Annotated in this window: 11 protein-coding genes; 7 read left to right on the top strand and 4 right to left on the bottom strand. The window is 66.5% G+C overall.

The window, feature by feature from the left end:
- Positions 1 to 7: 7 nt before the first annotated feature.
- Positions 8 to 1,135 carry a deoxyguanosinetriphosphate triphosphohydrolase gene (locus IPU70_RS11515; RefSeq protein ID WP_242702440.1) on the top strand — a complete coding sequence of 376 codons (1,128 nt, stop codon included), beginning with the start codon at positions 8 to 10 and terminating at the stop codon, positions 1,133 to 1,135.
- 50 nt (positions 1,136 to 1,185) lie between these two features.
- Here the strand turns inward: IPU70_RS11515 and IPU70_RS11520 are convergent, their stop codons facing one another.
- Together IPU70_RS11520 and IPU70_RS11525 are read right to left on the bottom strand one after the other, a co-directional pair.
- Positions 1,186 to 2,379, bottom strand: coding sequence for a M20 aminoacylase family protein (locus tag IPU70_RS11520; protein WP_207467378.1), 1,194 nt, complete (start codon positions 2,377 to 2,379; stop codon positions 1,186 to 1,188).
- 23 nt (positions 2,380 to 2,402) lie between these two features.
- On the bottom strand, positions 2,403 to 3,410 hold the full coding sequence (locus IPU70_RS11525) for a tripartite tricarboxylate transporter substrate binding protein (protein WP_207467380.1): 1,008 nt from the start codon (positions 3,408 to 3,410) through the stop codon (positions 2,403 to 2,405).
- A gap of 123 nt (positions 3,411 to 3,533) precedes the next feature.
- Between IPU70_RS11525 and IPU70_RS11530 the strand changes: the two genes are divergently transcribed.
- Entirely contained in the window at positions 3,534 to 4,436 is a 903-nt protein-coding gene (locus IPU70_RS11530; protein ID WP_207467382.1) for a LysR family transcriptional regulator, read from the top strand.
- A 7-nt stretch (positions 4,437 to 4,443) separates the two neighbouring features.
- Here the strand turns inward: IPU70_RS11530 and IPU70_RS11535 are convergent, their stop codons facing one another.
- Entirely contained in the window at positions 4,444 to 5,106 is a 663-nt protein-coding gene (locus tag IPU70_RS11535; RefSeq protein ID WP_207467383.1) for a glutathione S-transferase family protein, read from the bottom strand.
- Between the two features lie 33 nt (positions 5,107 to 5,139).
- Positions 5,140 to 7,995, bottom strand: a complete 2,856-nt coding sequence (uvrA, locus tag IPU70_RS11540) for an excinuclease ABC subunit UvrA (protein ID WP_371818911.1) — start codon at positions 7,993 to 7,995, stop codon at positions 5,140 to 5,142.
- Positions 7,996 to 8,181: 186 nt separating this feature from the next.
- Between uvrA and IPU70_RS11545 the strand changes: the two genes are divergently transcribed.
- From IPU70_RS11545 to IPU70_RS11565, 5 genes are all read left to right on the top strand, one after another.
- Positions 8,182 to 9,378, top strand: a complete 1,197-nt coding sequence (locus IPU70_RS11545; protein WP_013396948.1) for an MFS transporter — start codon at positions 8,182 to 8,184, stop codon at positions 9,376 to 9,378.
- Positions 9,379 to 9,677: 299 nt separating this feature from the next.
- Complete coding sequence (gene ssb, locus IPU70_RS11550) at positions 9,678 to 10,199, top strand: single-stranded DNA-binding protein (protein ID WP_013396947.1); 522 nt, start codon at positions 9,678 to 9,680, stop codon at positions 10,197 to 10,199.
- 218 nt (positions 10,200 to 10,417) lie between these two features.
- Entirely contained in the window at positions 10,418 to 10,897 is a 480-nt protein-coding gene (locus IPU70_RS11555) for a hypothetical protein (protein ID WP_013396928.1), read from the top strand.
- Between the two features lie 10 nt (positions 10,898 to 10,907).
- Positions 10,908 to 12,620: a hypothetical protein gene (locus tag IPU70_RS11560; RefSeq protein WP_207467385.1), complete on the top strand. Its 1,713-nt coding sequence runs from the start codon at positions 10,908 to 10,910 to the stop codon at positions 12,618 to 12,620.
- A 198-nt stretch (positions 12,621 to 12,818) separates the two neighbouring features.
- Complete coding sequence (locus IPU70_RS11565) at positions 12,819 to 13,409, top strand: hypothetical protein (protein ID WP_049797881.1); 591 nt, start codon at positions 12,819 to 12,821, stop codon at positions 13,407 to 13,409.
- Positions 13,410 to 13,411: the final 2 nt, after the last annotated feature.

The following is a 13,411-nucleotide window of genomic DNA, read 5'->3' on the forward strand; positions in this document are numbered from 1 at the left end:
GTTGCAGATGAAAGAACTGGCTTCCTATGCATCCCACCCGTCTCAATCGCGCGGGCGGGCCTATGCCGAGCCGCCGCCGGAAAATCGGACGGAGTTTCAGCGCGATCGCGATCGAATCGTCCATTCCGGCGCGTTCCGGCGGCTGGAATACAAGACCCAGGTCTTCGTCAACCATGAAGGCGACCTGTTCCGCACCCGCCTGACCCACAGCCTGGAAGTGGCGCAGATCGCGCGCACGCTGGCGCGCAGCCTGGGCCTGTCCGAAGACCTGACCGAAGCCATCTCGCTGGCGCATGACCTGGGCCACACGCCGTTCGGCCATGCCGGGCAGGACGAGCTCAATGCCTGCATGCGGGAACTGGCGCCCGAGGCGGGCGGCTTCGAGCACAATCTGCAAAGCTTGCGGGTGGTGGACGAGCTCGAAGAACGCTATGCGGACTTCAACGGCCTGAACCTGTGCTTCGAAACGCGGGAAGGCATCCTCAAGCACTGCTCGGCCGCGCATGCCCGCCAGCTGGGCGACGTGGGCCAGCGCTTCCTGGACCGCACCCAGCCCTCGCTGGAAGCGCAGCTGGCCAACCTGGCGGATGAAGTCGCCTACAACAACCACGACATTGACGACGGCCTGCGTTCGGGCCTCATCACGCTGGAACAGTTGAAGGAAGTCTCGATCTTCGAGCGCCACCATGCCCATGTGCTGGAAAGCTATCCCGGGCTGGCCCCGCGCCGCGCCGTGGCCGAAACCATACGCCGCATGATCAATACGCTGATCGTCGACCTGACGCGGACTTCGCTGGCGCGCATCCGCGAGTTCGCGCCCGCCACTGCCGACGACGTGCGCCGCGCGCCGCCTCTGGCGACGTTTTCGCCCGAAATCCGGAGCGAGGCCGACGCGCTCAAGAAATTCCTTTTCGACAACCTGTACCGCCACTATCGCGTATTGCGCATGACGACCAAGGCGCGGCGCATTGTGCGCGAGCTGTTCGCCGCTTTTTTGGACGATCCGCGCCTGCTGCCGCCCGACTACCGCCGGCCCGCGTTCAATGAGCAGGCGCGTGCCATCGCCGACTATATTGCCGGGATGACGGACCGCTACGCCATCCGCGAACACAAGCGCCTGTTCGATATGGCCTGAGACCCGCGCGCGGGGGGGCGGGGGCTGGTCTCGGACGCCTTGCCGTCGCTTCAGCCCGCCAGATAGCGCTGCGTCAGCAGCACCCAATAGGCCGCGCCCACGGGCAGGCTGTGGTCGTTGAAGTCGTAGCCCGGGTTGTGCACCATGCAGGCGCCGTGCCCGCCGTTGAAGCCGTCCGCCGAGCCGTCGCCGTTGCCCACCAGCAGGTAGGAGCCCGGCACTTCCTCCAGCATGAAGGCGAAGTCCTCGCTGCCTGTCAGAGCCCGGGTCTGAAGCTCCACCCTATCGGCGCCCACCAGTTCCACCGCCACCTGGCGCGCGAAATCGGTTTCTGCCTGGGTGTTCACCAGCACGGGATAGCCGCGGCCATAGTCGATGGTTGCTCGCACCTGGTAGCTGGCCGCCTGGCTGTGGACCAGTTCGGTGATGCGCGCCTGCAGCGTGTCGCGCACGCCGCGGTCCAGCGCGCGCACGCTGAGTTTCAGCGTTGCGGTCTGGGGAATCACATTGTTTGCTTTGCCGGCGTTGAACGCGCCGACCGTGATCACCGCCATGTGCAGGGGATCGATGTTGCGGGCGACGATGCTTTGCAGGCCCATGACGATGGCCGCGCCGGCCACCACCGGATCGGCGGCGCAATGCGGCATCGCGCCATGTCCGCCCACGCCTTCCAGCACGATGGTGACGTTGTCGGACGAAGCCATGGCCGCGCCGTCGCGCAGCAGCAGGCGGCCTTGCGGATGGCCGGGCATGTTGTGCATGGCGTAGATGGCGTCGCAGGGATATTTGCGGAACAGCCCATCCTCCATCATGCGCTTGGCACCGCCCAGGCCTTCCTCGGCGGGCTGGAAGATCAAGTTGAGCGTGCCGTCGAAGTCGCCGTGCTTGGCCAGGTGATGCGCCGCCGCCAGCAGCATGGCGGTGTGGCCGTCGTGGCCGCAGGCATGCATCACGCCTTCGTTGCAACTGGCGTGATCCAGGCCCGTGGTTTCCTGGATCGGCAGGGCGTCCATGTCGGCGCGCAGGCCCAGGCGTTTGCCGCCGCTGCCGCGGCGCAGCTGCCCGACCAGGCCGGTGCCGCCCAGGCCGCGTTCCACCTCATAGCCCCATTGCGTCAGGCATTGCGCCACCAGGTCGCTGGTGCGGAATTCCTGGAAGCCGAGCTCGGGGTGGCGATGGATGTCGCGGCGGATCGAGACGAACTCGTCGGCCTGGGCGGTCATGGTCTGCAGGATGGGATGCATGTCGGGTAGATCCTGGAATCGGGTCACGGGTTGCCGGCCAGTTTCACGTGGCTGGAGATTTCGCGGAAGCGTTCGGTCTCGGCGCGGTACATGGCATCGGCCTGTTCCGCGCTCATGGGGGCGGAGACTTCGATGTTCTGGTGGGCCAGGCTGTCCTTCACCGCCGGATCCTGCATGGCGGCATTGAGCGCGGCGTTCAGGCGCGACACCACGTCTTGCGGCGTGTCGCGTTTGACGAAGTAGCCGGTCCAGGTGGTGAAGTTGAAGCCCTTGAGCAGTTGGCCTTCATTCACCGACGGCACCGACTTGAGCGCCGGCAACTGGCTGCGCTGCGGGTCCAGGCTGGCCAGCAGCTTGATGCGGCCCTGTTCGGCCAACGCCACCTGCTGCTGCGACAGCGGCAGGATGGCCAGGTCTACCTGGCCGCCGCCGATGTCCTGCATCAGCGGCGCGCCGCCCTTGTAGGGCACATGCATCATGTTGGCGCCGATGGTACGCGCCATGTGCTCGCCCAGCACGTGATACAGCGAACCCACGCCCACGCTGCCGAAGGTCAGCGGCTGGGTGGCCGAACGCGAGCGCGCCAGCGTGACCAGCTCGTCGGCGTTGTTGGCCGGCAGGTCGGCGCGCGCCACGATCACCAAGGGCGCCATGCCTATCATCTGCACCAGGCGGAAATCCTCGCTCTTGAGCTTGACTGCGGGGTTGGCAATGGGGGACAGGATCAGCTCGTTGGGCGAGCCCTGGAACAGGTAATAGCCGTCGGCCTTGGCGCCCAGCACCTTTTGCGCGCCCAGCGCGCCGCTGACCCCGCCCAGGTTCTCCACCAGCACCGGCTGGCCCAGCTGCTTGGATACGGGCGAGGCCACCACCCGGGCGATGGAGTCGGACGCGCCGCCGGCCGGGTAGGGCACCATCATCATGACGGGCCGGTCGGGATAGTCTGCGGCCTGGGCGCCCTGGCCCAGCAGTGCCGCGCCCAGCGCCAACGCACAGCTGGCCCGGCGCAGGCCATTGGAAAGCTTGCTCACGAATTTCCCCTTGGAATGGATATAGGCGTGTTCCGCATGCTAGGGACTGGCCTCGCTAGTTGTCTAACGAATTGTTATTCTGGAAGCTAGAAAAAAAACTCATACTTGAACGGGGACTCGGGCATGAATCTCAAGCAGCTCGAACATCTGCTGGCGGTGGCCGAGGCGGGTTCCTTCAGCCGCGCGGCCGAACATCTGCACCTGACCCAGTCGGCGCTCAGCCGCAGCATCCGCCTGCTGGAAGAGGACCTGGGGGCGCGGCTGCTGGACCGCATGGGCAAGCGGACCGAGCTGACGCCGCTGGGCCTGACCGTCGCCGGCCGCGCGCGGCGCATCCTGTTCGAATCGGGTGAATTGCGCCGCAGCGCCGAACTGCTGACCCAGGGCGACCGGGGCAGCATCAGCATAGGCCTGGGATCGGGGCCGGGCGTCATGCTCATGACGCCGCTGCTGGCGCACGTGGCGCAACACTATCCGCAAGTGCGGCTGGATGTGATGCGCGGTTCGCCGGAGGCCCATCTGGCGCTGTTGCGCCAGCGGCGCCTGGATGCGCTGGTGGTCGATACCCGCGGCATCGTGCCGGCGGCCGATCTGCGCATCGAACCCATATCGGAAATGCGCGCCGGGTTCATCTGCCGCCGCGGCCACCCGCTGGCCCAGGCGGGGCGGCCGGCGCGCTTCGCGGAGGTCGCGGCCTATCCGTTGGCGTCGACGTTCCTGGCCGCCGACACCGTACGCATCGTGGTCGAGCATTTCGGCATCGAGGCGGACCCGCAGACGTCGATGCGCCTGCGTTGCGATGAAATCGGCAGCGTGCTGGAAGCGGTGCGCGTGTCGGACGCGGTATTCCTGGGCATCGTCGGCGCGGCGCGGGTCGGCATCGCCGCAGGCGAGCTGACGGAACTGCCCACCGACCCGCCGCTGCGCAGCCACGCGCTGTTCGCGATGGTGACCCTGACGGGCCGCACCGAGGCGCCCGCGATGGCGCTGGTGCGTGAATTCGTGGCCCAGCGCCTGCGCGATTGAACCCGCGTTAGCGGTGCTTGCGGTAAGGCTCGTCCTCGGGCACGAAGGTGGCTTCCGCCAGCGCGTCGCGCGTCCATTCCTGCATGGCGGGCAGCGCCAGCACCGCGTTCATGTAGTCGCGCACCGGGCCCGCGGCCGCGATGCCATAGGTATTGCAGCGCGAGACCACCGGCGCGAAGAAGGCGTCGGCGATCGAGAATTCACCAAACAGGAAAGCGCCGCCCTGGCCGAATTCCGCGCGCGTGTCGTGCCAGATGGCTTGCAGGCGCGAGATGTCCTGTTGCGCGGCCTCGGGCAGGTCGATGCCGGGCAGCCGCGCCTCGACGTTCATGGGCAGCGCCTGGCGCATTGCGCCAAAGCCGCTGTGCATCTGCGCGGCGAGCGAGCGGGCGCGGGCGCGGGCCTTGGGATCTTGCGGCCACAGGCGGGCCTCGGGATGGCGCTCGGCCAGGTATTCGCAGATCGCCAGCGAATCCCAGACCGCGAAGTCGCCGTCCAGCAGCACCGGCACCAGGCCCGCGGGCGACACCGCGCTCACGCGGCGTGAGAATTCCTCGGTGAAGAAGCCGAGCTTCTGTTCCGTGAATGCAATGCCCGTGGCGCGCAGGGCGATCCAGGGGCGCAGGGACCAGGACGAGTAATTCTTGTTGCCAATGATCAGGGTGTACATGCCGCGATCCTTTCTAGCCGTTGATGTGAGGGTTCATGCGCCCGGGCTGCGGCGCAGTAGCTTGCCCAGGTATTGTCCGGTGTGGCTGGCGGGCGTGTCGGCCACGTCTTCCGGCGTGCCCTGCGCGACCACGCGGCCGCCGCCATCGCCGCCTTCGGGGCCCATGTCGATCACCCAGTCCGCAGTCTTGATGACGTCCAGGTTGTGTTCGATGATCAGCACGGTGTTGCCGCTGTCGACCAGTTGGTTCAGCACCTGCAGCAACAGTTCGATGTCGCGGAAATGCAAGCCGGTGGTGGGCTCGTCCAGGATGTAGAGCGTGCGGCCGGTGCTGCGCCGCGACAGTTCCTGCGACAGCTTCACGCGCTGCGCTTCGCCGCCCGACAGGGTGGTCGCGCTTTGGCCTAGCCGGATATAGGACAGGCCCACGTCGATCAGCGTGTGCAGCTTGCGGGCGATGGCCGGCACGGACTCGAAGTACTCCAGCGCTTGCTCCACGGTCAGGTCCAGTACTTCGCTGATGTTGCGGCCGCGATAGCGGATTTCCAGCGTTTCGCGGTTGTAGCGCTTGCCGTGGCAGACGTCGCAGGGCACGTACATGTCGGGCAGGAAGTGCATTTCCACCTTGACCACGCCGTCGCCCTGGCAGGCCTCGCAGCGTCCGCCCTTGACGTTGAAGCTGAAACGCCCCGGATCGTAGCCGCGGGTGCGCGCCTCCGGCACGCCCGCGAAGAGTTCGCGGATCGGCGTGAACAGGCCCGTGTAGGTCGCCGGGTTGCTGCGCGGCGTGCGGCCGATGGGGCTCTGGTCCACGCTGATGATCTTGTCGAAGTTCTCCAGACCCTGCATCGACACATAGGGCGCGGGTTCGCTCTGCGCGTGGTGCAGCTGGCGCGAGACGGCGACCGCCAAGGTGTCGTTGACCAGCGTGGACTTGCCCGAACCCGACACGCCGGTCACGCACACCAGCCGGCCCGCCGGGATACGCAGGTCCACGGTCTTGAGGTTATTGCCGCTGGCGCCCGCCAGGGTCAACCAGGACAGTTCTTCGTTGACCGGCCGTCGCTGCGGGATGGCGATGGCGCGCGCGCCGCTGAGGTACTGGCCGGTCAGCGAATTCGGGTCGCGCTGCACGGTTTCCGGGTCGCCCTGCGCCACCACCTGGCCGCCGTGCTCACCCGCGCCCGGCCCCATGTCCACCACCCAGTCGGCCATGCGGATCATGTCTTCATCGTGCTCGACGACGATCACGCTGTTGCCCAGGTCGCGCAGGTGCTGCAGGGTGCCGATCAGCCGGTCGTTGTCGCGCTGGTGCAGGCCGATGGAGGGCTCGTCCAGCACGTACATCACGCCGGTCAGGCCGGACCCGATCTGGCTGGCCAGGCGGATGCGCTGCGCTTCGCCGCCCGAGATGGTGTCGGCGCTGCGGTCCAGCGACAAATAGTTCAGGCCCACGTTGTTCAGGAAGCTCAGGCGCGCCTCGATCTCGCGCACGATGCGTTGCGCGATCTCTTGCTTGGCGCCCGTCAGGCTCAGGTCGCGGAACCAGGCGAGGCAGGTCGACAGCGGCATGGCCTCGACTTCATAGATGGCCTGGCCGTGGCGTTCGCCGCCGCGCGGATCCTGGCCGATGAGCACGTTGCGGGCTTCGGGCCGCAGCCGCGAGCCGCCGCAGTCCGGGCAGGTCTTGATGTTGCGGTACTTGCCGAGTTCTTCGCGCACGGTGGCCGAATCGGTCTCGCGCCAGCGGCGTTCCAGGTTCGGGATCACGCCCTCGAAGGTGTGGCGCTTGACCGTGCTGCGGCCTTTCTCGTTCAGGTAGAGGAACGAGATCTCTTCGTCGCCGGAGCCGTACAGCACCTTGTCGCGCAGCGCTTCGGGCAGTTCCTCGAAGGGCGCCTCGATGTCGAATTCGTAGTGCGCCGCCAGGCTGGTCAGCAGCGAATGGGTGAAGGCGTTGCGGCGGTCCCAGCCGCGGATGGCGCCGGCGGCCAGGCTCAACTCGGGGAAGGCGACCACGCGCTTGGGGTCGAAGAAGCCGACTTGGCCGATGCCGTCGCAGCTGGGGCAGGCGCCCATGGGGTTGTTGAAGCTGAACAGGCGCGGCTCCAGCTCGGGCAGGCTGTGGCTGCACACCGGGCAGGCGTAGCGGCTGGAGAAGACCTGTTCGCGCTCGCTGTCCATGTCCAGCGCCAGGGCGCGGCCCTCGGCCAGTTGCAGCGCGGTCTCGAAGCTCTCGGCCAGGCGCTGCTTGCTTTCGGGTTTGATGCGCAGCCGGTCGATGACGACGTCGATGTCGTGCTTTTCGGTCTTCTTCAGCGGCGCCATGCCGTCGATTTCGGTCATCTGGCCGTCCACGCGCAGGCGCACGTAGCCCTGCGCCTGCAGGCTGGCGCACTCGTCCTCGAAGCTGCCCTTCTTGCCGCGGGCGATCGGGGCCAGCACGGCCAGGCGGGTCTCGGGCGTCCAGGACAGCACCGCGTCCACCATCTGGCTGACGCTCTGCGCCTGTAGTGGCAGGCCGTGGTCCGGGCAGTAGGGCGTGCCGACCCGCGCGTACAAGAGGCGCAGGTAGTCGTGGATCTCGGTGATGGTGCCGACGGTGGAGCGGGGGTTGTGTCCCGCCGCCTTCTGTTCGATGGAAATGGCCGGTGACAGGCCCTCGATCAGGTCCACGTCCGGCTTGTCCATCAGTTGCAGGAACTGCCGGGCGTAGGCGGACAGGCTTTCCACGTAGCGGCGTTGGCCCTCCGCGTACAGCGTGTCGAATGCCAGCGAGGATTTGCCCGAACCGGACAAGCCGGTGACGACCACCAGCTTGTGGCGTGGCAGGTCGAGCGAGACGTTCTTGAGATTGTGGGTGCGCGCACCCCGAATGCGTATTGTCACGTCGATCGGGCTCTTTTAAGCGGTTTCAAAGGCCAACTTGGTACTATAGCGCGCCGAATCCCCCTGCGTTCGGGGCAGTTCTTCAGCCTGGATAGTCCCGGGGGCGGCATTGCACCGCCAGATCAGACCGTGAGCGTGTGACATGCACGCGCGCGGGCGAGCCCTAGTCATCGTTGAATCTTTCGCATGCAGGCAGATAAAAAACTGAAATTGACCCCGTCCGAGCGCCGCGCCAGCGTGGCGCTGGCCGGCCTGTTCGCCGCGCGGATGCTGGGGCTGTTCCTGTTGCTGCCCGTCTTCGCCGTGGCCGCCGCCGGCATGCCGGGCGGCGACGATCCCGCCCGCGTCGGCCTGGCGCTGGGCATGTACGGCCTGACCCAGGCCTTCATGCAGATTCCTTTCGGCCTGGCGTCCGACCGCTGGGGCCGCCGCCCGGTGGTGCTGTTCGGCCTGCTGCTGTTCGTGGCGGGCAGCATTGTCTGTGCCCAGGCGTCCGACGTGTACTGGATCACCATCGGCCGCGCCATCCAGGGCGCGGGCGCCATTTCGGCGGCCGTGACCGCCTGGCTGGCGGACTCCACCCGCGACGAGGTCCGCACTCGCGCCATGGCCATGGTGGGCGGGTCGATCGGCCTGTCCTTCGCCGTTTCGCTGGTGCTGTCGCCGGTGTTGGTGGGCTGGTGGGGCTTGTCCGGCCTGTTCTGGACCATCGCCTGCCTGGGCGTGATCTGCCTGGCCGTGGCGGGCTGGGTGGTGCCCGTGGTGCCGCTGACGCAGGCCCGCACCATGCAGGCGGCCAGGCCGCGCGAAGTCCTGACCCACAGCGACCTGCTGCGCCTGAACTTCGGCGTATTCGTGCTGCACCTGATCCAGGTGGCGCTGTTCGTGGTGGTGCCGGCCCTGTTGGCCAAGGTAGGCGGCCTGGATGCGCGCGAGCTTTGGAAGGTCTATCTGCCGGTCATCCTGGTTTCCTTCGTGCTGATGGTGCCGGTGGTGTTCATCGCGGAAAAACGCCGCGCCCATCGCGGCGCCCTGCGCGCCGCCGTTGCCGGGCTGGCGCTGGTGTGCGCCTTGCTGCCCGCGGCCAGCCATGGCTTCTACACCCTGGCCGCCGCCCTGACGGGCTTCTTCGTGGCGTTCAACGTGCTGGAAGCCTTGCAGCCCTCGCTGGTGTCGCGGGTGGCGCCGCAGGCCTACAAAGGCCTGGCGCTGGGCTTCTACAACACCGCCCAGGCGGCCGGCCTGTTCGCGGGCGGCGCGCTGGGCGGCTGGCTGGCCTCGCATTCGGGGTCCAGCGCCGTTTTCATCGCTGCCGCCATCCTGTCGGCGATCTGGCTGGCCGTGACCTGGGCGTTGCGGCCGCTGCCCCAGCCGGCTTGCTAGGTATCCCCTCGGGCAGGCCGGAAAGTCGGGGATCGTTCCCCGAAAAGCGCCCAACAGCCGCGAAAACCGGCTCGCCGGGGTGGACGGCTTTGTCACATCCTGGCTTGGCGCGGCGGGCTCTTTTCGTCGATAATACGCATCAAATCAGGGCTTCACTCAGGGTTCAACCCGGCGTCGCCGGTCATCGTTGCGGTGACCGGCGTGTTTCATGAAGCCGGTCTTCAACATCGCTTTTATGTTGTTGCCGGCGCGTCCGCGGCAACGCACACGCAGGCTGTCAACAACAGAGGGACAACGGCATGGCATCGGTTAACAAAGTCATACTCGTGGGCAATCTGGGACGCGACCCGGAAGTCCGCTACAGCCCCGAAGGGGCGGCAATCTGCAATATGTCCATTGCCACCACCTCCACCTGGAAAGACAAGGCTTCGGGCGAACGCCGCGAAGAAACGGAATGGCACCGCGTCGTCATGTACAACCGCCTGGCTGAAATCGCCGGCGAATACCTGAAGAAGGGCCGTTCGGTCTATATCGAAGGCCGTCTGAAGACGCGCAAGTGGCAAGACAAGGACACCGGCGCTGACCGCTACAGCACCGAAGTCGTTGCCGACCAGATGCAGATGCTGGGCGGCCGCGAAGACGGCGGCGGCGGTGGCGCAAGCTTTGGCGGCGGTGGCGGCTACGACGACGCGCCTTCGCGCCCGGCGCAGCAGCGCGCCCCGGCCCAACGCCCGGCCCCGCAGCAGCGCCCGGCTCCCGCAGCGGCTCCGGCCAGCAGCGGCGCTAATTTGGCGGATATGGACGACGATATTCCGTTCTGATCGCTACTGGCCGGTTCATGCAAACCCCTCGCCTCAGGCGGGGGTTTTTTTATTTCCGTCTGCTTTGATCGCGGGCGTCCGTGCGGCGCGGGCCGGTTCTTGCGCTCGCAATCGCCGTATGCGCTGGCCGTTCATTACGAAATTTTTTGTAAGAATAGGTTAAGCTTCGCTCCGTCACAGTTTTTGCGTCCAGGGGCCTTCGCGGCTCGTCAGTCGAAATGGTGCGTTCCATCCTTGGGGCGGCAGTCCCCAAAGTCGAGCTCAAGACCGATTTGAGCCTCAGCACGGCCTCCCGTGCCCGCCTGAACCCCGCTGAATTGCAGGCCCGGCTGCGCCAGCGCCGATCGACCGCCTACGTCGAAGCCATGACTCGTCTTGATGCCGGCGGCCATGTCCACAGCAGGGCCGCCACCGAGGCGCTCATCGATGCGATCCGTCAGGAATTCCCGGACGTGCATGTCGAGGCCTGGCCTTTGGGCATCATCGCCAAATGCTTTCTGGGCGCGCCTTACGAGGTCCATACGCTGAGTTGTTCGGGCAGCATCATCCAGCATTTCAAGGGCGGCGAGGCCCTGCCCCAGGGCATGGAGCAGGCCCGGTCGCTGGCGCGCAACGGCTACTACGCATTTATCGAGGTCTACACCGACAAATTGATCGCCGTGGGCGTCAACGGTCAGACCGCCATCATCGAAAACTGAATAGGCAGACATGGCAGATCGCATCATCCAGACGGCAGACCTGAGCAGCATCCTGGGTTCACTGCGCGGCTTGCAGGGCGACATCGGCACGGTATCGGACCAGGTGGGTTCGGTGGGCCGGGAGTTGAACCAGACGCGCGCCGAGTTGTCCCGGCTCGAGCAGGCGTTCGCCGACTTCGTGGAGTCCGACCTGAAGGCCAAGGAGCTGTCGCTAGCCGAAACCCGTCAGGTGAAGGTGCGCCAGGAGCTGGACACGACCTACGAGTACTACGGAATCGTGCGACGCCAGGCTACTGGCATCCTGCAGGCCTCGGATATCCAGCTCGTGCGCAACGAGACGCTGCGCAGCGCGACCGAAGAACTCATGATCTCGGCGCCGCGCTACTGGCTCGCGCCGGCGCTTGTGGCGCTGTCGTCCTGGTTGGGCGACAACCGCGGACTGGCCGAGCGGGCGCTCAGCGAAGCCATACGTCGCGACGACGAGAAGACCTCGTTGTTTTTCGCCCTGATCGCCCGTCGCGCGGGTCGCAACGAGCTCAACCGCATCTGGCTGGATCGCTATTTCGGCTTGCAGAATCCGTTCAAGCTTGACCGCCAGACTGTGGTCATGGTCGATGCGCTGGCTAATGGCGTATTTGGCGCGGAAGTCGCCCTGCATTGCACCAAGCGCATCGCCGACTGGATCGACGAGTTGTCGGCCCAGGCCGGGTTCGTCGAGGCGCAACGCAACCAATGGGGGCGCGCGCTGCTGTCCAAGGCCCCCAACGAGGACCACGGCAACCGCTATCCGCACCTCAAGCGCATGAGCCCGACCTGGCCCGAGCTCAATCAAGCCATCAACGGGGTTGCCGTGCACGCCGCCGCGTTGGCGCACTTCGAAGGCGTGTTTCTGGGCGAGATCCGTCCCGCCGCCAGCGTGCTGGCGGCGGTCGACGACCTGTTGAGCAAGCTGGTCACGCGTTTCGATGACGAAGAGCTGCCGCTGCGCCGCCAGGAAGAGTTGTGCCGCCTCATCATCGAGGAAAGCGGCGACCGCCGCGCCGCCCAGAAGCGTTTCGACCTGCAGAGCGCCGCGCTGGACGAGGAAGTCGATTTCACCCAACTGCTTACCAACGCGGCCATGCATCCCGAGGTCTCGCACGTGACGCGAGCCACGCAACGGTTCGCGGTCGCGCATTCGCGAGACTGGATCCTGGACGGTCATGCCGATGTGACCGCTAAGGCGCGCATGACCGTGCCGGCCGACGTGCATCTCGATATCGAAGACTGGCAAGGCATCACGCAAAACGGCGACAACGAGGCCGAACTGCTGCGCAGCCTGGAGGACGCCATCGCCGTGCGCGAGGCAGGCGATCTGGCCGCCATCAAGTTCACGGCCAAGCACTGGCTGGGCGCGGCGCTGAGCGCGGCCCTCGTTCTGAGTTCCGTGAGCGTGGGCATCTTGCCCCTGCTGCTGGGCGCCGCTGGTCTGTTGTGGGTCTACCTCACGCATCGCCAGATGGAGACGAGACGCAAGACGGTCAAGGCGAACTATGCCAAGCTGCGCCAGCAGGCCGGCGATACGCTGCGCGCGTGTTTGGCCGAAGTGGTCGAGTTGCGTCGCGATATTGCGGCCCGCGACTCGATATCGACCCGCGTGGCCGAACTGCTGGAAAGCATCTCCCCTGAACAGCACGTGCTTTCTTCGCATGACGCGGTGCGCCGCGTCATGGTCAAGGCTTAAGGAACCAACGATGATCCGCCAGATTTCCCCGGACCCCGCGCTTGTGCCTGAATCGCGGCCTGTAGTGCCAGCCGTCGTCCCTGCTGCAGTGCCTGCAAGCGCCGCGGTACCCGCGTCTGCCGATACGCGCGATGCGCTGGCGGGAGCGCTGCCGGCGTGGGACCTGTTGCCCGCCTCGCCCTTCATTCGCCGCTTCAAGTGAACGCGGCGCCCGCGCCCGCCGATGTGCCGCGCAGCTATGCGCAGTGGTCTGTCTGGCTGGATCGCTTGTCGGAAGGGCTGCAAGACGAGGCCTGCCTGGATGCGATGCGTGCGGGTGAACTCAATGCCAGCGGTGGCGTGGTCACGCTATTTTCACAGCGTCTGGCGGAAGAGTTCAATGCGCGTCTGATGCGCTGCTCGGAACACCTGACCCGTGACCTGAGCATAGGCAACGACGAAAGCCAGGTCGTGCGCGCCATTCTGAATGCTCGCAAGCATCTGGCTTTCCTGCATCGCCTGGCGCACATCGAGAGCTTTCCCGCCACGTTGCGTACGCACCTGACCGACGAGTTGCGCAAGTTCGCGCAGCGCGCGCAACAGTCGCTGGAAGACAGCGCCAGGACAGACCGTAGCGGCCGCCTGCTGGTCCTGTTGCGCAACAACCCGCTGGTGCGGTACGAGCCCGCCGCCCAGGATGGGGGCGCCGCCTCCACAGCGCGGGCGATGGGCATGGGCGCTGCCGTTGGCGCGGCGGCACAGCATCCTCTTTCGCAAACCGGCGCGCGCCGGCGCAACATTATTCTCTGATA

The sequence above is a fragment of the Achromobacter sp. SD115 genome (genome assembly GCF_017355315.1).
Taxonomy (GTDB): domain Bacteria; phylum Pseudomonadota; class Gammaproteobacteria; order Burkholderiales; family Burkholderiaceae_B; genus Achromobacter; species Achromobacter xylosoxidans_B.

What these genes read in the sequence shown, in the direction of transcription:
- IPU70_RS11515 (WP_242702440.1), top strand. Translation starts at nt 8, where the DNA reads ATGAAAGAACTGGCTTCCTATGCATCCCACCCGTCTCAATCGCGCGGG.
- IPU70_RS11545 (WP_013396948.1), top strand. Translation starts at nt 8,182, where the DNA reads ATGCAGGCAGATAAAAAACTGAAATTGACCCCGTCCGAGCGCCGCGCC.
- IPU70_RS11530 (WP_207467382.1), top strand. Translation starts at nt 3,534, where the DNA reads ATGAATCTCAAGCAGCTCGAACATCTGCTGGCGGTGGCCGAGGCGGGT.
- IPU70_RS11520 (WP_207467378.1), bottom strand. Translation starts at nt 2,379, where the DNA reads ATGCATCCCATCCTGCAGACCATGACCGCCCAGGCCGACGAGTTCGTC.
- IPU70_RS11535 (WP_207467383.1), bottom strand. Translation starts at nt 5,106, where the DNA reads ATGTACACCCTGATCATTGGCAACAAGAATTACTCGTCCTGGTCCCTG.
- ssb (WP_013396947.1), top strand. Translation starts at nt 9,678, where the DNA reads ATGGCATCGGTTAACAAAGTCATACTCGTGGGCAATCTGGGACGCGAC.
- IPU70_RS11560 (WP_207467385.1), top strand. Translation starts at nt 10,908, where the DNA reads ATGGCAGATCGCATCATCCAGACGGCAGACCTGAGCAGCATCCTGGGT.
- IPU70_RS11555 (WP_013396928.1), top strand. Translation starts at nt 10,418, where the DNA reads ATGGTGCGTTCCATCCTTGGGGCGGCAGTCCCCAAAGTCGAGCTCAAG.